Here is a 16,674-nt window from a genome sequence, read left to right on the forward strand (position 1 = left end):
GGGGGTCGCGGGGGCGCTCCCCCACCCCGCCGGGGGGGGGCGGGCCCCCCCCCGCGTCCCGCACCCCACCGAAGACTCCGGTCGTCAGGCGACGATCAGATAGATCCCGTACGCCACGGCCGCCGCGCAGAGCGCGAAGCACATGTACGCGCCGGTGCGTGCCGCCGCGGCACCACCGCCCGCGGCCGAAGAGGCGCCGGACGTGGCCGCCTCGTGCTTGGAGAGGCCGACGATGCCGAGGGTGAACAGGCCCACCAGGGCCACCGTCACCGCGAGGCTGACTCCGAAGACGGAGCCGAGAGCTGCCCAGTCGATGTCCATGCTGACTTGTCCTTACACCGTGGCGGGCCGGGCGGGGTCCGCCACGGTGCCGGTCGGGGCCGCGATGGTGGCCTTGACGAGGTCGACGTCGGGGGTCGTCACCGCCGAGCCGGTGGGCGGCGGGGTGACGGCGGCGATCGCGGTGGTCACGACGCCGGCGGGCTCGTCGGCGGAGGAGCCGCCGATCTCGTCGTCGGCGACGTTCGTGTGGTCGACGGCGTTGCGCCGGGACAGCACCCAGATCACGGCCGAGCCGGCCACCAGCAGCGCGGCGGTCACCGCGACGCCCCAGGGGCCCTGCTTGGTGAGGAACTCCGCGCCCGCGCCGACCAGACCGGCGGCCGGCAGCGTGAGGCCCCAGGCGATGAACATGCGGGTCGCCGTGGACCAGCGGACGACGCCGCCCTTGCGGCCGAGGCCCGCGCCCATCACGGCGCCGGAGCAGGACTGGGTGGTGGAGAGCGAGAAGCCCAGGTGCGAGGAGGCGAGGATGACCGTCGCGGCGCTGGTCTGGGCGGCGAAGCCCTGCTGCGGCTGGAGGTCGGTGAGGCCCTTGCCCATGGTGCGGATGATGCGCCAGCCGCCGAGGTAGGTGCCGAGCGCGATGGCGACACCGGCCGAGACGATGACCCACATCGGGGGGTTGGCGCCCGGGTTCAGGACACCGCCGGTGACCAGGGCGAGCGTGATGATGCCCATGGTCTTCTGCGCGTCGTTCGTGCCGTGGGCCAGCGAGACGAGGCCCGCGGAGGCGATCTGGCCCACGCGGTAACCCTTGGCGGTGGCCCTGGTCTCGGTGTTGCGCCCGATGCGGTACGTCAGGCGCGTGGCCAGCGTCGCGGCGAGACCGGCCACCAGGGGCGCGGCGATCGCGGGGAGCAGGATCTTGGTGACGACGGTGCCGCCGTCGATCGACGACCAGCCCATCGACATGACCGCGGCGCCGATGAGGCCGCCGAAGAGCGCGTGGGAGGAACTGGAGGGCAGGCCCACCAGCCAGGTCAACAGATTCCAGAGGATCGCGCCGACGAGCGCCGCGAAGATCACCTCTGTCTTCAGTCCGTCCTCGTTGACGATTCCGCCGGAGATCGTCTTGGCGACCTCGACGGAGAGGAAAGCGCCGACGAGATTCAGCACGGCGGACATGGCCACCGCCGTCTTGGGCTTGAGAGCGCCAGTCGAGATGGTGGTAGCCATCGCGTTGGCCGTGTCGTGGAAACCGTTCGTGAAGTCGAACACGAGAGCGGTAACGATCACGATCCCGAGGAGAAGCGTGATGTGTTCCATTTACCCAGGCTTCTGTTGGACGTCAGTGGCAAGTGGAACGTAGGCAAGCAGGGTGAACGGAAAGTGAACTGGGTCGGGCCGTGTGGTGACCCAATGCGGCCACGGCCGCTCCGGTTCTTCCGGAGCCCTGGCGAAGATCGCCCGCAGAGGCGCCCGGAGGCCCGGAATCAGGGCCTCCCGAGGTACCCGGCTACCCACGGGCGAAGCTCTTCAACTGGTTCACCGAGCCGTTGAAGAGATTCTGATCACCCGGCAGCGCGCCGGCGTTGTCGTGCTGCCAGATGGTCAGGTACGACCAGCCCTCGGGCAGCGCCCCCGGCGTCGACGACCAGCGCGCCAGCCAGAGCGCGTGATCCGATCCGAAGGCCCGGCTGCCGCCCGTGCAGGCGTTCCACCACTTGGTGGTCGTGTAGATCACCGGGCGCCGGCCGATCTGCCGTTTCACCTCGCCGCTGAAGGCCCTGATCCAGTCGACCATGGCGGCCTTGCCGAGGCCGTAGCACTTCCGCGAGCCGTACGGATTGTGTTCGATGTCGAGCGCGGGCGGCAGCGTCCGGCCGTCCGCCCGCCAGCGCCCTCCGTGGCTCATGAAGTACGCGGCCTGCTTCCTGCCCGACGACTTGTCCGGCACGGCGAAGTGGTACGCGCCACGGAGGATGCCAGCGTCGCGGGAGCCGTCGTACTGCTGCCGGAAGTAGGGGCTGCGGTACGTGTGGGACTCGGTGGCCTTCACGTAGACGAACTGCGCGCCCTTGCTCCTGGCCTTTTGCCAGTCGACGTTCTTCTGGTGCGAGGAGACGTCGTGCCCCCGCGGCTTTCCCGCGGCGGAAACCGGAATCTCGGCGAAGGCGGCGCTCCCGAGGGCCAGAGCCGTCACGGCCGCCGCAATGACGTGGGCGCGACGACGGGACGGAGCGTGGGCGCGGGACGGTGCGTGGTCGCGAGCCATATTTCCCCCGGATGGCGACGTGCGGGACAAATCACCCAGAGGCTAGTGGAAGATCGTCGGCCATCGGTCGACCGTGGCCGGCCCGTGTCGGCCCCGCCTGCTGGCAGGATCACGGCATGACGCAGCAGCGGGACGAGCGGGGCGAGGACCGGCGGGACGCGAGGGAGCGGGCGTGGGACGAGCTGGTGGCGGCGGCCCGCAGAACGGTGACGGACGGCCTGGTGGTCGGCACGTCGGGCAATGTCTCGGTGCGCGTGGGCGACACGATCCTGGTCACCCCGAGCGGCGTGCCGTACGACCGCCTGACCCCGCGGGACGCCGTCGGTGTCGACACGGACGGCAACCAGCTCTTCGGTGACCTCGCCCCGACCAGCGAACTGCCCATGCACCTCGCCGTCTACCGCACCACGGACGCCGGAGCCGTCGTCCACACCCACGCGGTGCACGCCACGGCCGTCTCCACCCTGGTCCCGGAGCTCCCGCCCATCCACTACATGACCGCCGCCCTCGGCGGCCCGGTCCGCGTCGCCCGGTACGCCCCGTACGGCTCGGACGAGTTGGCCGAGAACATGCTCCGGGCCCTCAGGGAGCGCACGGGCTGCCTGCTGCAGAACCACGGGACCCTCACCTACGGAGACACCCTGGATCAGGCGTACGACCGCACGGCACAGCTCGAGTGGATGTCCCGCCTCTGGCTCACGGCAAGCTCCGTCCCGGGCCACGCCCCGACCCTCCTGTCCACGGGACAGCTGAGGGAAGTGGAGGACCGACTGCGGGGCTACGGCCAACGGTGACGCCACGCACCGGGGGGGCGCCGCCCGCGGCGCGACGGATGAAGTGACATCACCCCGCGGGCGCCGCCCACTGGCCCAAGGCGGGCCAGGGCCGGACACTGGGCAGGTGCGCCAAGCCAAAGCGACGGCAGCGGCCGTCACCGCCGTCACCACCGCCCTCATGGGCGGCGCAGCCGCCGTCGCCGCGGGCCGGTTCGCCAGCAACGCGGCCCTGAAGGCACCGGCCGGCCGGCCGCTGCCGACCGAGCCCCGCCTCACGGTCCACTCCACGGCCGCCGGGCAGATCACCCTGACCCGCGCCCTCGCGAGCCTGCGCCCGGGCACGTACGGCCTCAGCGGCAACGGCAGCCATGCCGTGATCGGCCCCGTCCTGGACGCGGCGCCGCACGCGGCGGACACCGTCGTACGCCGCCTCGAGCGCGTCACGCACGGCTCCCTGGACCCCGGCGACAAGGTCTGGCTCACCCCGCAGGTCCACATCGGCGACCCGCACGCCGCCCTGGACATCGACCACGCGGACGTCGACATCCCCGGCGAACTCGGCGGCCTGCCCGCCTGGTTCGTGCCGGGCATCCGGGACACCTGGGTGATCACCGTGCACGGCCTCGGCACCACCCGCGAGCACCCCATGGTCGTCATGGACTTCCTGCACCACCAGCAGTTCCCGGTGCTCGACCTCGCCTACCGTGGCGACCTCGGCGCACCCCGCTCCCCGGACGGCCTCGGGCACCTCGGCGAGACCGAGTGGCGCGACCTGGACGCCGCCATCCGCTACGCCGTGCGCAACGGCGCCCGGAACGTCATCCTGCACGGCTGGTCCACCGGCGGCGCCATGGCCCTGCACGCCGCCGCGTACTCCGCCCTGCGCGACCGCATCAGCGGACTCGTCCTCGACTCCCCGGTGCTGAACTGGGAGACCACTCTGCGGGCGCTCGCCGCGGCCCGCCGCACGCCGGGCCCCCTCCTGCCGCTCGCGGTGCGCGCCGCCCAGGGCCGCACGGGCCTGCGCGGCGACCGCATCCTGGAGGCCGCCGACCCCGAGGTGCTCAAGGTCCCCACGCTCCTCTTCCACGGCCCCGACGACGTGATCGCCCCCTGGGGGCTCTCCCGTCAACTGGCCGGGAGGCGACCGGATCTGGTTACTCTCCACACCGTTCCGGATGCGCCCCACGGCGCCATGTGGAACGCCGACCCCGCGGGCTATGAGGAGGCGCTGCGGCGCTTCCTCACGCCCCTCATGTAGCGCGCGAAAGCCCTCCGACGCAGCGCTCCGGAGCCTTGCGCAAGCATTCCGTTTGGGTTTTCGGACCGTCAACAGGAAGACTGCTCCCGTGACGTCCCGTATCCCGCGCGACTCAAGGCTCCGACTCGTCCGCGCTCAGTCCCCCAGGGCCGAGAGGCGAGCGGGGGTGGAGCGCGGCACAGCGCGCCCCCTGACCGCCTCCGGCGCAGTGACGCAGCAGCGCGCGCGCCGTCCCGCGCCCCGGCCACCCGAGGGCACGCCCGCCCCCGGCGAGCTGGCCCGGATGGCACGCAAGCGCCTCGCCGACGCCGTACGGGTCGCGCGCTGGGCCGACGCGTCCCTGCGCCCGGGGCCGAGCCGCGTCGGACCGACGCCCGACGGCAAAGGCACCCTCTCCACCGCCACCGCCGAACGCGCCGCCGCCGAGCTGGCGCTGACCCCGGATCAGGTCCGCGCCGACTGGGACACCGCACGGCTCGCCGGCCTCATCGAGGTGCACGGCGACAGCGCGCGCCCCGGCTGGCGGCTGCGTGCCTGGGACCGTGACGACGCCGCGGTGCTGCGCGGCTGGGTCGCCCTCTTCGACGCCTGGTCGCTCACGCACGCGGCATCGCGCGAACTTGCGCCCGCCACCGTGGCCGAGACCGTCGAGGCCATGCCGCAGCTCCTCACCCTGCTGCAGCTCTCCGCGGGCCCCGTGCCCGTGACGCAGCTCCTGGACCTCCTCGACCAGCGCGTGACCGAACTGCGCACGGAACGCTGCGAGATCCCCTACGGCCCGCAGCCCGAGCCGGTCGACCCGGCCGAGACCCCGGCCCTGGCCACCCTCCTGGACTGGGCGCTGCGCGGCCTGGCCGCCGTCGGCGCGCTGACGTACGCCGAAGGACAGGCCACTCTGACACCGCTCGGCAGCTGGGCGGTCTGGGTCAAGCTGGAGCAGATCTGCGTGGCCGCGCAGAGCCCGGCCGGGAACATCGAGCAGTCCGCCGATGACATGCTCCGCGGCTGCGCACGGCTGCGCCCGAACGCGGCCCGCTCCGAGTACCGCGCCTGGCTCGCGGCCCGGCCCGTCGGCAGCGCCGTCACCGAGCTCCTGGACGCGGCCCGCGGCGAGGACGCCCTCCTGCGCGGCCTCGCCTTCGAGGCCCTGCGGGTGGTCGGCGCCCCGGCCGAGGCGGAGGTGCGGGCCGTCGTGGACGAGACCCCGCTGCGGCCCTACGCCCTGATCTGGCTCGCCGAGCAGGAGGGCGCCGATCCCGAGGACGTCCACCTCGTCCTGACGCGGGACGAGTCGACGTGGCTGTGGGTCGACACCGCCGCGGCCGTCGCCGACCACGGGGAGAGCCACCTCCTCGTACGCCACCTGGAGTCCGCGGTGCAGCCCACGGTGCCCGCGCTCCTGGACGAGGTGCGCCGCATCGGCCACCCCCGCACGGTCCAGGTCCTGGTCGCGCTGGCCGCCGCCCACCCCGACCCCGCGCTCGCCAAGGCCGTGCGCAGGGCGGCCTTCCAGGTGCACACCGGCGGCGTCTGAGACCCGGGCGCGGGGCTCACCTGAAGGTGTTGCACTGCGCCATGTCGCCGGTCCGGTAGCCCTGGTAGAACCACTGCTGGCGCTGCTCGGCCGAGCCGTGCGTCCAGGACTCGGGGGTGACCCGGCCCTGGAACTTCTCCTGGATGCGGTCGTCGCCCACGGCGGCCGCCGCGTCCAGGCCCTCGCGGATGTCCGCGTCGGTGAGGCTGGTGATCAGCGGCTTGCCCGTCCTGTCGTCGGGGGTGCGGGTCGCGTGCCGCGCCCAGACCCCCGCGTAGCAGTCGGCCTGCAGTTCCACCTTGACGGCGTTGCTGTTCTGACCCGTACGCCCGTCCTGGGAGCGCTGCAGCGTCCCCATCAGGTTCTGCACGTGGTGCCCGTACTCGTGCGCCACGACGTACGCCTGCGCGAACGGGCCGCCGCTCGAGCCGAACTTGGTCCGCAGCTCGTCGAAGAAGCCCAGGTCCAGATAGACCTTCCGGTCACCGGGGCAGTAGAAGGGGCCGACCGCCGACGACGCGGCGCCACAGGCCGTGCCCACCCGGCTGGTGTAGAGGACGGTCGGCGCCTGGGAGTAGGTCCCCTGCCTGCGCTGGAACTCGGGGCGCCAGTAGTCCTGGACGCTGTTGACCACGGCGACCATGCGGCAGTCGTCCTTGGTGTTCGCGTCCTGTCCCGTACGGCAGCTCTGCTGCACCTGGGCGAGGGACGAGGAGGTGGCCGCGGGCTCCTCCTCGCCGGACGAGAGGCCGAGCTGGTCGGGGCCGACCCCGAAGAACAGCCCGAGGAGCAGCGCGATCAGGCCCGCGACGCCGCCGCCGATCGTCGCCTTGCCGCCGGGGACCCGGCTGCCCCGCACATCCTGTACCTCGGACGTGTCCAGATCGGCGTCGTCGTCGAACTGCATGGGCCGCACCACCCTCCGCCTCGCATCCGGGACGGCGTCGCGCCGCCCTGTGCCGAGATGCCGGCGTCTTCATCCTGGTACGCCCCACGTCGCGCGGCGCCGGACGGAGGTCCGAACGGGGGACCCTCGCCGCGCGGCGCGCCGTGTCGCGGCCGTCGCCCCGGGCCGCACGGCGACGCCGCCGCTACGCTCTGCGCCTGTCCCATGGGCAGAGGTACCGGCGGATGTGCCGAAGAGCGGCAGATGTGCCGAAGAGGGGGGCGTTCGTGTCCGCAGTGCCGTTCGAGGTGTCCGGATCCGGCCCCGTGAGACCGGCCCCCGCCCGGCGCGGCTCCCGTCTCGCCCTCCCGGTGGCCCTCGGCCTGCTGGCCCTGCCGCTCATCACCGCGGCCCACCACTCGCGACCTGCCCCCTACGGAGACCACCTCACCGTCCACGCGCGCGTGGACGGCGGCGCACCGGCCCCCGAGCTCCGCACCAGGGGCCCCGCCGTCCAGGCGTACGACCCCGCGACCGGGCATCCCCGCTGGACCTACCGCCGTGAGGGGGAACGTCCGCTCGCGCTGCTTCCCGTCCCCGGGCACGCCGTCGCACTCTGGAGCGACGGCATGGTCACCGACACCGCACGCACCGACGGCAGCGCCGTCCGCTGGCACCGAGCCATCCCCGGCAGCGCCTCCTGGCTGCGCTCTCCCGCCGCCCGGGGCGCCGCCGGAGTCCTCCAGCCGCTCGACCCCCGCGGCCGCATGCTCGCCGTCGTCACCCCGCAGCGCATCGCCGCCTACCGCAGTGCCGACGGCGACCTGCGCTGGGTGCTGCCCGCGCACGGCGGCTGCGCCTTCGAGCCCGCCCGCTCCGTGCGCCGAGGCAAGGCCCTGATGGTCGCCCAGCCCTGCGACGACGCCGCGACACCATGGACCTCGCAGCTGATCGCCGTGGACGACCTCGGCCGGATCGTGCCCCGGCGCACTCCCCTGGGCAACGAGCTGCCGGGCGGCGCCACCGGCGACGTACCGACCCGGGCAGGAAAAGAGCTTGCACCGCCCCGTTAGAATTGGCCGCATGGCCATTCTCCTCGTGCATCAGACGGCGTGATCGCCTTCCTCCTTTCCGCCGTCCATCCCCCCTGCCCAGGAGTCTGTCCGTGATCACCGCTTCCGGCATCGAGCTGCGCGCCGGCGCCCGCATCCTCATCGAGAACGCCACCTTCCGTATCGCCAAGGGCGACCGCATCGGCCTGGTGGGACGCAATGGAGCGGGCAAGACCACGCTCACCAAGTGCCTCGCCGGTGAGGGCATCCCGGCCGGCGGCACGATCAGCCGCTCCGGAGAGGTCGGCTACCTCCCGCAGGACCCCCGCACCGGCGACCTGGACGTGCTCGCCCGCGACCGCATCCTCTCCGCCCGCGGCCTCGACACCCTGATCCGCAAGATGCGCGAGAACGAACAGCGCATCGCCACCGGCTCGGGCGGAACGCGCGACAAGGCGATGAAGCAGTACGAGCGCCAGGAGACGGAGTTCCTCACCAAGGGCGGGTACGCCGCCGAGGCCGAGGCCTCGACCATCGCCGCCGCGCTCAGCCTCCCCGACCGCGTGCTCGGCCAGCCGCTCCACACGCTCTCCGGTGGTCAGCGCCGCCGCGTGGAGCTGGCCCGCATCCTCTTCTCGGACGCCGACACCCTGCTCCTCGACGAGCCGACGAACCACCTCGACGCCGACTCCATCGTCTGGCTGCGGGACTACCTCAAGTCCTACCGCGGCGGCTTCATCGTGATCTCCCACGACGTCGACCTGGTCGAGACGGTCGTCAACAAGGTCTTCTACCTGGACGCCAACCGCGCCCAGATCGACGTCTACAACATGGGCTGGCGGCTCTACCAGCAGCAGCGCGAGTCCGACGAGAAGCGCCGCAAGCGCGAGCGCCAGAACGCCGAGAAGAAGGCCAGCCAGCTCCACTCGCAGGCCGACAAGATGCGCGCCAAGGCCACCAAGACCGTCGCCGCGCAGAACATGGCCAAGCGCGCCGACAAGCTCCTCGCGGGCCTCGACGAGGTGCGCCAGAGCGACAAGGTCGCCAAGCTGCGCTTCCCCGACCCCTCGCCCTGCGGCAAGACTCCGCTGATGGCCGAGGGACTGTCGAAGTCGTACGGCTCCCTCGAGATCTTCACGGACGTCGACCTCGCCATCGACAAGGGCTCACGCGTGGTCATCCTCGGCCTCAACGGCGCGGGCAAGACCACGCTCCTGCGGCTCCTCGGCGGCGCCGAGAAGCCCGACACCGGCCAGGTCATCGAGGGCCACGGCCTCAAGCTCGGCTACTACGCCCAGGAGCACGAGACCCTCGACCCCGAGCGCACGGTCCTGGAGAACATGCGCTCGGCCGCTCCCGACCTCGACCTCGTGGCGGTGCGCAAGACGCTCGGGTCGTTCCTCTTCTCCGGCGACGACGTCGACAAGCCCGCGGGCGTCCTGTCCGGCGGCGAGAAGACCCGCCTGGCGCTCGCCACCCTGGTGGTCTCCTCCGCCAACGTGCTGCTCCTCGACGAGCCCACGAACAACCTCGACCCGGCGAGCCGCGAGGAGATCCTCGGCGCCCTTCGCACCTACAAGGGCGCGGTCGTCCTCGTCACGCACGACGAGGGCGCGGTGGAGGCGCTCCAGCCGGAGCGGATCATCCTGCTGCCCGACGGCGTCGAGGACCTGTGGGGCCAGGATTACGCGGATCTGGTCGCGCTCGCCTGATCCGGGCGGGCGGCGGACCCTGCCGCCGATTCGTCCACCTTGGTTGATCGAATAACTGATCCACAGCGTATGGATCATTCGGCCGAGCCGTGATCCTTCATCTGTGTGAGGTCTCCTCGTACCGAAGTGTGGGATACACGGATTTCCGCGGCGGTCGGGGCGTCGGACAAGGCTCTCGCCCGCCACCGCGCTGACCTGGCACTTCGTTCCACAACCCATTCGGCGGCACGGAATTCCCTACGCGGAATCGTTAATTCCGCTCGTGGTGTCGCCTTCTCCGACGGGAAACCTCGTCGTACGGACCTTGCCGAATGGGTGGCCAGGAAGCCCGGGAGGGGTGATCATGAGAAGTCCAGAGCGCACTTCCTATGAGGAGGCACGGGTGGCCGAGACTCTGAAGAAGGGCAGCCGGGTAACCGGCGCCGCGCGTGACAAGCTCGCGGCAGACCTGAAGAAGAAGTACGACAGCGGTGCGAGCATCCGGGCGTTGGCTGAGGAGACGGGCCGTTCGTACGGTTTCGTGCACCGCATGCTCAGCGAGTCCGGCGTCACGCTGCGGGGACGCGGCGGGGCGACGCGAGGCAAGAAGGCCGCAGCCGGCTGACGGCTGCGGGCGGTTCACCGGCTTCGACGGTGGCCACCCGGTCGATCGCCTGATCGGTCGGGTGGTTACTGTGCAGTCACTTACGGGCGCGTCCGCGCGTCCGCACCGACTGCACACCACCATCGGAGGCTCCCATGGTTTCGCCCGGCAGTGAACTCGGCGGATCCGCACCGGTACTCGACAAGGACGGCGTACGCCTGACTGTCGACGAGGCCGTCGCCACGGTGACGCTGGCCAACCCGGCCAAGCGCAACGCCCAATCTCCCGCGCTGTGGAGGGCGTTGGCCGAGGCAGGCCGGATGTTGCCGGGCAGCGTCCGTGTCGTCGTGCTCCGCGGTGAGGGCAAGTCCTTCTCCGCGGGCCTCGACCGACAGGCGTTCACGCCCGAGGGCTTCGACGGTGAGCCGTCCTTCATCGATCTGGCGCGCGGTGACGACGGCGTCCTCGACGCGACGATCGCCGAATACCAGGAGGCGTTCACCTGGTGGCGGCGCAGTGACATCGTGTCCATCGCCGCCGTCCAGGGGCATGCCATCGGTGCGGGCTTCCAGCTCGCACTCGCCTGCGACCTGCGGATCGCCGCGGACGACGTGCAGTTCGCCATGCGCGAGACCAGCCTGGGCCTGGTGCCCGACCTCACCGGCACACACCCCCTCGTGGGGCTTGTCGGCTACGCCCGCGCGCTGGAGATCTGCGCCACCGGGCGGTTCGTCCATGCCCCCGAGGCCGAGCGCGTGGGCCTGGCCAACCTCGTCGTGCCCGCCGACCAGCTCGACGCGTCCGTGAGCGACCTGGCGGCCGCGCTGCTCACCGCGCCGCGCGACGCCGTCATCGAGACCAAGGCCCTCCTGCAGGGCGCCGCCGGCCGTACGTACGAGGAGCAGCGCACCGCCGAGCGTGCCGCGCAGGGCCGTCGCCTGCGGGATCTGGCGGGGCTCGGCGAGTAGGCGCTCCGCTGGTCGGGACGCGGGTGCCGTCTCTTGTCAGCGGCGCCGTCGTGGCTGGTCGCGCAGTTCCCCGCGCCCCTGCGCGGCGCTCCCGACCGCAGCTCACTCCTCGACCGCCGTGATCAGGACCGCCACCGACGGGTGGTCCGGCAGCGCGGCACCGACCGCCGTACGGACCGCGAGCGCCACGTCGAGGGCGCGGTGTTCGCGGTCCGTGGCCAGCTCCACGCGCGCGTGGCGACGCGGCAGAGCGGCGTCCGCCGCCGGGGACTCGGCGAGGTGGACCGCGCGGCCGAAACCGCCGAGTGCGCCGGTCAGCCGCCGTACGCCCGGCACGTCGAGGGCGGTGCTCGCCACCCGTGCCTCGTCGCCACTCCCGGGGGCCGGTCGGGCCCCGTCCGGCGGCGTCTTTTCCGACTCGGCCGACACCTCCACGGGGGGCTGCCCCGCGTCGAGCAGCGTCGTCACGCCGAGGTCCACCTCCGCGACCACCAGGCCGAGCCGCTCACCGGCCGCCGTGAACAGCGCCGTCCGGAGCCGGTCCGCCGCCGCGGGAAGCGGCTCGCTCGGCTCGGCCGCGAACTCCGCCGTGATCCGCAGCGGCCCCGGCGGCAGCGCGCTCGGAGGCGCCGGTACGGCCGGGGCGGCCGCCCGCGACGGATCGGCGAGCGCCAGCCGCAGAGCGCCGAGACGTACGCCGCTCACCCGCTCCGCCGCGTGGCGCAGTACTCCGTCCGCGCACGCCTCGGTCAGCCAGGAGCCGTCACCCGGTCCGCCCAGGGGGAGAACCCGCCCCAGGCCGAGCTGCCGCCGTACCGCCTCGGTCCATCCGTCACCCGTCATTGCCCCAGCCTGCCCCATCCCTGGCGCGCGAGGACGTAACCGCACTTAGTGTGGGCGAAGGAGTAGATCCCCTTTCGAAAGGGACGGACGGCGATGACCGACACCGGACAGCGGAACCTGCCTCAGGGAAGCCTCACGAAGGAGTCCACCGACGAGGCGGCGGGGAAGAGCGGCACGACCAAGAGGGGCGGCGGCGACCCCGCCACCCGGGGGCGCACCACCATCGCGGACGGCGTCGTCGAGAAGATCGCCGGGCTGGCCGCCCGCGACGTCGACGGCGTGCACGCGATGGGCGGCGGACTCGCCAGGACCTTCGGGGCCGTACGCGACCGGGTGCCCGGCGGTTCGGGCTCCAAGTCCGTCTCGCGCGGCGTGAAGGCCGAGGTCGGTGAGGTGCAGACGGCACTCGACCTGGAGATCGTCGTCGAGTACGGGGTGTCGATCGCGGACGTCGCGCGCGATGTGCGGGAGAACGTCATCGGGGCCGTCGAGCGCATGACCGGCCTCGAGGTCGTCGAGGTCAACATCGCGGTGAGCGATGTGAAGCTCCCGGACGAGGAAGACGATGAGCCGCAAGGCCGCCTTCAGTGACATCCCCGTACGGGACCTGCCCCACCCAAGACGCGTCTTGCTAAGGAGCGCACGATGAGCATGGCCGTGATCGGCATGGTGGCCGGAATGGCGCTCGGCTTCGCCGGGTACTTCGGCGGGTTCGGGGCGTTCTTGCTGGTGGCCGCGTTGGGCGCCATAGGGTTTGTCGCGGGCCGGTTCCTCGAGGGGGACCTGGAGCTCGGCGACTTCTTCCGTACCCGTGGCGACGACCGGCGGCGGTGAGCGGTGGCGGCACAGGTCGGGCCCGGGGAGCGTGGCGCGACCCGGATCGCCGACCGGGTCGTCGCGAAGATCGCGGCGCAGGCGGCACGCGAGGCGCTGACGGAGTTGCCCACGGACTGCTCGGCGCCGCACGCGACCGTCACCGTGCGCCATGACGTCGCCCGCGTCCGGGTCAGCGTCGAGCTGGACTATCCCTCGGACATCGGCGGGCAGTGCGGCGCGGTGCGTCGCCAAGTCACCCAGCGGGTAAAGGCGTTGGCGGGGATGGAAGTGCCCGAGGTCGCGGTCCAGGTCGAGCGGCTGCACTCGGCACACGTGCGCGCCGCGACGCAGGGGAGGACGCGATGAGCGAGGCCCAGGGGCCACAGGGTCCCGGCGGTGGTGGCGGCACGCAGCCGCTGCCCGTCGTCGAACGCGCCGAGAGCGAACTCGACCAGTCGGCCTCCGCGGCGGCCTACGACCCGCCGCCCACCCTGGCCGAGGAGACGAAGGCGACCCGCTTCTGGTCACCGCGGCGGGTGCCCGCCGCCGTCCTCGCCCTGCTGATCCTCGGCGGCGCGGGGCTCTTGCTGTACGACGTCGCGGCGGTCCGGGCCGGGCACTCGGCCATGGGCTGGCGGCGCGACCTCTCCCGCGAACTCGGCGAGCGGCCCCTGGACGACACGGCGGTCCTCATCGGCGCGGGAGTCGCCGCGGCCGCCGGGCTCTGGCTGCTCGTGCTCGCCGCGACCCCCGGGCTCCGGGCGATCCTCGCCATGCGGCGCGGGGACGCGGACGTACGGGCGGGACTGCACCGGGGCGCCGCCGCGATGGTGCTGCGGGACCGGGCGATGGACGTCTCAGGGGTGCAGTCGGTGCGGGTCCGCATGACACGCTCGAAGGTGGACGTCCACGCGGTCTCGCACTTCCGTGAACTCGACGACGTACGAAGCGACTTGGACGCCACGCTGGCCGACGGCATCCGGGACCTGGGCCTCGCCCGCGGCCCCGCGCTCACCGTCCGGGTGGCACGGCCGGGCAGGAAGGGCTGAGCGCGATGCTGAAGACGGTCAACCGTGTGGTGCTCGGCCTCATCGGCCTGGTGCTCTTGGTCGGGGGCGGCTCGGTCCTCGCGATCGGGCTCGGGGCGTCGCCGCCGTCCTGGTGGGTCCACGACGGGAAGCGTGACGTCCTGTTGAGCGACGCGGACCGGTCGCGGTGGCGGGACGAGGGCTGGTTCTGGCCCACGGTGATCGCCGTGCTGGCGGTCCTCCTGCTGCTCGCCCTGTGGTGGCTGGTGGCGCAGCTGCGGCGGCGGAGGCTGGCCGAGGTGCTCGTGGAGACCGGGGACGGCGAGGGCGCGCTGCTGCGGGGACGGGCCCTGGAGGGCGTGCTCGTGGGGGAGGCGGAGTCGCTGGAGGGTGTGCAGCGGGCCGGGGTCTTCCTGACGGGCCGCCGCAACGCCCCGGAGGCGCGGGTGTCGCTGACTCTTGAGCCCCATGCGACGCCCGGTGAGGCGCTGCGCCGGCTCTCCGCGGAGGCGCTGACGCACGCGAGGGATTCGGCGGGACTGGCCCGGCTGCCCGCGGTGGTGCAGCTGCGGGCAGTGAAGCACCGGGCCGAGCGGGTCAGTTGACGGCTCCTGTACGAGGCCTCGCGCGGGCCTCGTACAGGCCCCGTACAGGAGGGGCCGCGGCGGCTAGAAGCCGTGCCGTGCCCCGCCGTCCACCGGCAGCATGACGCCCGTCAGGTAGGAGGCCGCGGGCGAGAGGAAGAACGCCGCGGTCCGCCCGAACTCCTCGGGAGTCCCGTACCGGCGCAGCGGAATCCGGGACTCGTGGCCCGCCCGCGTGGCCTCGGGGTCCGCGGAGAGCCCGTCGAGCTGCCGCACCCGGTCCGTGTCGATGCGGGACGGGAGCAGCCCCACGACGCGGATGCCCCGGGGGCCGAGCTCGTCCGAGAGTGACTTCGCGAAGCCCGCGAGGCCGGGCCGCAGCCCGTTGGAGATGGTGAGCCCCGGGATCGGCTCGTGCACGGAGGCGGAAAGGACGAAGCCGATGACGCCCCCCTCGCCGAGCTCCGCCGCCGCGGAACGTGCCAGCCGTACCGCCCCGAGGAACACGGACTCGAAGGCCGACTCCCACTGCTCGTCCGTGTTGTCGGCGGCGAAACCGGGCGCGGGCCCGCCCACACTGATCAGCACACCGTCGAAGCGGCCGAAGTGCTCACGAGCGGCGGCGATCAGCCGTGCCGCGACGGCCGGATCGGCGTTGTCCGCCGCGACGCCCCGCGCGTTGTCGCCGAGCTCGGTCGCGGCCTCGGCGACGGTCTTCTCGTCCCGGCCGGTGATCAGTACCTTCGCGCCGTCCGCGACCAGCGCACGCGCGGCGGCGTTGCCCAGGCCCCGGGTGGCGCCGGTGATGACGTAGACGCGGTCCTTCAGTCCAAGATCCATGGCCCTATCCTGCCGCCTCGTGACAGCGATGTCTGCGCCGAGGGGGGTGCTACACCCCGGCGGGGGTGGCCTCCGGCGCCGGAGCCTGTGCGGCGGCCCTGCGGTCCCGCACCTCCCTGCGGACCAGGACCACCCAGCCGATGGGCACGCCCGAACAGAACAGCCACCACTGGACGGCGTACGCCATGTGCGGGCCGATGTCGCCGTGCTCCGGCTCGCCGATCAGCTGCGGGGAGCCGTCGGCGGGCTCGGGCGAGGTCAGTTCGACGTAGCCGCCGAGCACTTCCTTGCCGAGGCTGTGCGCCTGCTGGCCGCTGCTGATCAGCATGATCTGACGGTCCGGCAGGCCCTGGACGTCCTTGATGCCGCTCTGCGCGGACGTCTCGTCGGCCATCAGGCGGCCGGTGACGGTGATCTCGCCCCTGGGCGCGGCGGGGATCTTGGGGAACGCGGTCTGTGGTCCGTTCGCCGGGATCCATCCGCGGTTGACGAGGAGGACCTTGCCGTCGTCGAGGACGAACGGGGTCAGGACGTGGAACCCGATCTCCTCGTCGGCGTTCGTGCGGCGCCGCACGACGACCTCGTCCTTCGTGTCGTACGTGCCGCGCGCGGTCACCCGGCGGTAGCGCTCGGAGTCCGCGACGGAGTGGCCGGGCGAGGTCAGCCGCTCGGCCGGTACCGGATCGGCGTCCAGGGCCTTGGAGATCTCCGCGTTCTGCGCGACGCGGTGCTCGTGGCGGTGCAACTGCCAGAAGCCCAGCTCGATCATCGTGGGGATGAGAACGAGGCCGATGAGGGTGAGGATCACCCACTGCCGGGACAACAGGAAGCGGTACACCCCACGACGGTACAACTCGGTCGTGGGGTGCACGGGGGTGGGGTACTCCGGAACGGGAGCCGGGGCCGGCCGCGGGAGCCCGGGTCACACCCTGTCGACGATGCCCACCTGCCCCTCCGCCCGGGAGCAGTGCGCACCGCAGTACCACTGCCCCTCGACCTCCACGCCCTGGCCGATGATCCGGCAGCGGCAGTGCTCACAGATGGGCGCCATGCGGTGAATGGCGCAGGAGAAGCAGTCGAAGACGTGCACCGCGCCTTGCGCGTGCACCTCGAACGACATGCCGTAGTCGTTTCCGCAGACCTCGCAACGTGCCATGCGCCACAGGGTGGGACGCGAGGCGCCCGCATGCGAGCAAGCAGGCGGGCGCCGGGCCGACAATTCACCCGTCTGACG

20 protein-coding genes are annotated in these 16,674 nt (G+C 72.6%); 12 read left to right on the forward strand and 8 right to left on the reverse strand.

Annotated elements, in window-relative coordinates:
* Positions 1-84: 84 nt before the first annotated feature.
* From ACWGIH_RS39450 to ACWGIH_RS39460, 3 genes are all read right to left on the reverse strand, one after another.
* Positions 85-321, reverse strand: coding sequence for a hypothetical protein (locus tag ACWGIH_RS39450; protein WP_453450668.1), 237 nt, complete (start codon positions 319-321; stop codon positions 85-87).
* A gap of 12 nt (positions 322-333) precedes the next feature.
* Complete coding sequence (locus tag ACWGIH_RS39455) at positions 334-1,608, reverse strand: anion permease (RefSeq protein ID WP_453450667.1); 1,275 nt, start codon at positions 1,606-1,608, stop codon at positions 334-336.
* A gap of 190 nt (positions 1,609-1,798) precedes the next feature.
* The gene (locus ACWGIH_RS39460) at positions 1,799-2,557 is read right to left on the reverse strand and encodes a lysozyme (RefSeq protein ID WP_453450666.1); all 759 of its coding nucleotides are present in this window, start codon (positions 2,555-2,557) and stop codon (positions 1,799-1,801) included.
* A 116-nt stretch (positions 2,558-2,673) separates the two neighbouring features.
* On the opposite strand from ACWGIH_RS39460, the gene ACWGIH_RS39465 reads away from it, so the two are divergent.
* The 3 genes from ACWGIH_RS39465 to ACWGIH_RS39475 all read left to right on the forward strand — a co-directional run bounded on the left by ACWGIH_RS39465 (position 2,674) and on the right by ACWGIH_RS39475 (position 6,128).
* Positions 2,674-3,351, forward strand: a complete 678-nt coding sequence (locus tag ACWGIH_RS39465) for a class II aldolase/adducin family protein (protein ID WP_453450665.1) — start codon at positions 2,674-2,676, stop codon at positions 3,349-3,351.
* Between the two features lie 106 nt (positions 3,352-3,457).
* A complete protein-coding gene (locus tag ACWGIH_RS39470) occupies positions 3,458-4,594 on the forward strand; it encodes an alpha/beta hydrolase (protein WP_453450664.1) in 1,137 nt (378 codons plus the stop codon).
* 88 nt (positions 4,595-4,682) lie between these two features.
* Positions 4,683-6,128, forward strand: coding sequence for a hypothetical protein (locus ACWGIH_RS39475; protein WP_453450663.1), 1,446 nt, complete (start codon positions 4,683-4,685; stop codon positions 6,126-6,128).
* A gap of 16 nt (positions 6,129-6,144) precedes the next feature.
* Here ACWGIH_RS39475 and ypfJ read toward each other — a convergent pair whose 3' ends face one another.
* Positions 6,145-7,035: a KPN_02809 family neutral zinc metallopeptidase gene (gene ypfJ / locus ACWGIH_RS39480; RefSeq protein ID WP_453450662.1), complete on the reverse strand. Its 891-nt coding sequence runs from the start codon at positions 7,033-7,035 to the stop codon at positions 6,145-6,147.
* Positions 7,036-7,301: 266 nt separating this feature from the next.
* On the opposite strand from ypfJ, the gene ACWGIH_RS39485 reads away from it, so the two are divergent.
* The 4 genes from ACWGIH_RS39485 to ACWGIH_RS39500 all read left to right on the forward strand — a co-directional run bounded on the left by ACWGIH_RS39485 (position 7,302) and on the right by ACWGIH_RS39500 (position 11,329).
* Positions 7,302-8,087, forward strand: coding sequence for a hypothetical protein (locus ACWGIH_RS39485; protein WP_453450661.1), 786 nt, complete (start codon positions 7,302-7,304; stop codon positions 8,085-8,087).
* 92 nt (positions 8,088-8,179) lie between these two features.
* Positions 8,180-9,778 (forward strand): ABC-F family ATP-binding cassette domain-containing protein, encoded by a 1,599-nt coding sequence (locus tag ACWGIH_RS39490; RefSeq protein ID WP_453450660.1) that lies wholly within the window; start codon positions 8,180-8,182, stop codon positions 9,776-9,778.
* 382 nt (positions 9,779-10,160) lie between these two features.
* Positions 10,161-10,382 (forward strand): helix-turn-helix domain-containing protein, encoded by a 222-nt coding sequence (locus tag ACWGIH_RS39495; RefSeq protein WP_249590717.1) that lies wholly within the window; start codon positions 10,161-10,163, stop codon positions 10,380-10,382.
* A gap of 134 nt (positions 10,383-10,516) precedes the next feature.
* Positions 10,517-11,329: an enoyl-CoA hydratase/isomerase family protein gene (locus tag ACWGIH_RS39500; RefSeq protein ID WP_453450659.1), complete on the forward strand. Its 813-nt coding sequence runs from the start codon at positions 10,517-10,519 to the stop codon at positions 11,327-11,329.
* A 102-nt stretch (positions 11,330-11,431) separates the two neighbouring features.
* On the opposite strand, the gene ACWGIH_RS39505 is transcribed toward ACWGIH_RS39500, so the two are convergent.
* Positions 11,432-12,172 carry a nucleopolyhedrovirus P10 family protein gene (locus ACWGIH_RS39505; RefSeq protein WP_453450658.1) on the reverse strand — a complete coding sequence of 247 codons (741 nt, stop codon included), beginning with the start codon at positions 12,170-12,172 and terminating at the stop codon, positions 11,432-11,434.
* Between the two features lie 93 nt (positions 12,173-12,265).
* Between ACWGIH_RS39505 and ACWGIH_RS39510 the strand changes: the two genes are divergently transcribed.
* The 5 genes from ACWGIH_RS39510 to amaP are packed head-to-tail and all read left to right on the forward strand — an operon-like array spanning position 12,266 to position 14,621.
* On the forward strand, positions 12,266-12,763 hold the full coding sequence (locus tag ACWGIH_RS39510) for an Asp23/Gls24 family envelope stress response protein (protein WP_453450657.1): 498 nt from the start codon (positions 12,266-12,268) through the stop codon (positions 12,761-12,763).
* 54 nt (positions 12,764-12,817) lie between these two features.
* Positions 12,818-13,006: a hypothetical protein gene (locus tag ACWGIH_RS39515; RefSeq protein ID WP_249590721.1), complete on the forward strand. Its 189-nt coding sequence runs from the start codon at positions 12,818-12,820 to the stop codon at positions 13,004-13,006.
* 3 nt (positions 13,007-13,009) lie between these two features.
* A complete protein-coding gene (locus ACWGIH_RS39520; RefSeq protein WP_453450656.1) occupies positions 13,010-13,354 on the forward strand; it encodes a hypothetical protein in 345 nt (114 codons plus the stop codon).
* Positions 13,351-14,037 (forward strand): DUF6286 domain-containing protein, encoded by a 687-nt coding sequence (locus ACWGIH_RS39525; RefSeq protein ID WP_453450655.1) that lies wholly within the window; start codon positions 13,351-13,353, stop codon positions 14,035-14,037. Before ACWGIH_RS39520 ends, ACWGIH_RS39525 begins: the two co-directional genes overlap by 4 nt.
* 5 nt (positions 14,038-14,042) lie before the next feature.
* Positions 14,043-14,621 carry an alkaline shock response membrane anchor protein AmaP gene (amaP, locus tag ACWGIH_RS39530; RefSeq protein ID WP_453450654.1) on the forward strand — a complete coding sequence of 193 codons (579 nt, stop codon included), beginning with the start codon at positions 14,043-14,045 and terminating at the stop codon, positions 14,619-14,621.
* A 63-nt stretch (positions 14,622-14,684) separates the two neighbouring features.
* Here the strand turns inward: amaP and ACWGIH_RS39535 are convergent, their stop codons facing one another.
* The 3 genes from ACWGIH_RS39535 to ACWGIH_RS39545 form a co-directional block, all read right to left on the reverse strand.
* Entirely contained in the window at positions 14,685-15,440 is a 756-nt protein-coding gene (locus ACWGIH_RS39535; RefSeq protein ID WP_453450653.1) for an SDR family oxidoreductase, read from the reverse strand.
* Between the two features lie 49 nt (positions 15,441-15,489).
* Complete coding sequence (locus ACWGIH_RS39540; protein ID WP_453450670.1) at positions 15,490-16,278, reverse strand: SURF1 family cytochrome oxidase biogenesis protein; 789 nt, start codon at positions 16,276-16,278, stop codon at positions 15,490-15,492.
* An 84-nt stretch (positions 16,279-16,362) separates the two neighbouring features.
* The gene (locus tag ACWGIH_RS39545) at positions 16,363-16,596 is read right to left on the reverse strand and encodes a hypothetical protein (RefSeq protein WP_249590727.1); all 234 of its coding nucleotides are present in this window, start codon (positions 16,594-16,596) and stop codon (positions 16,363-16,365) included.
* Between the last annotated feature and the right edge of the window lie 78 nt (positions 16,597-16,674).

This window comes from Streptomyces sp. NPDC054872 (assembly GCF_053610705.1).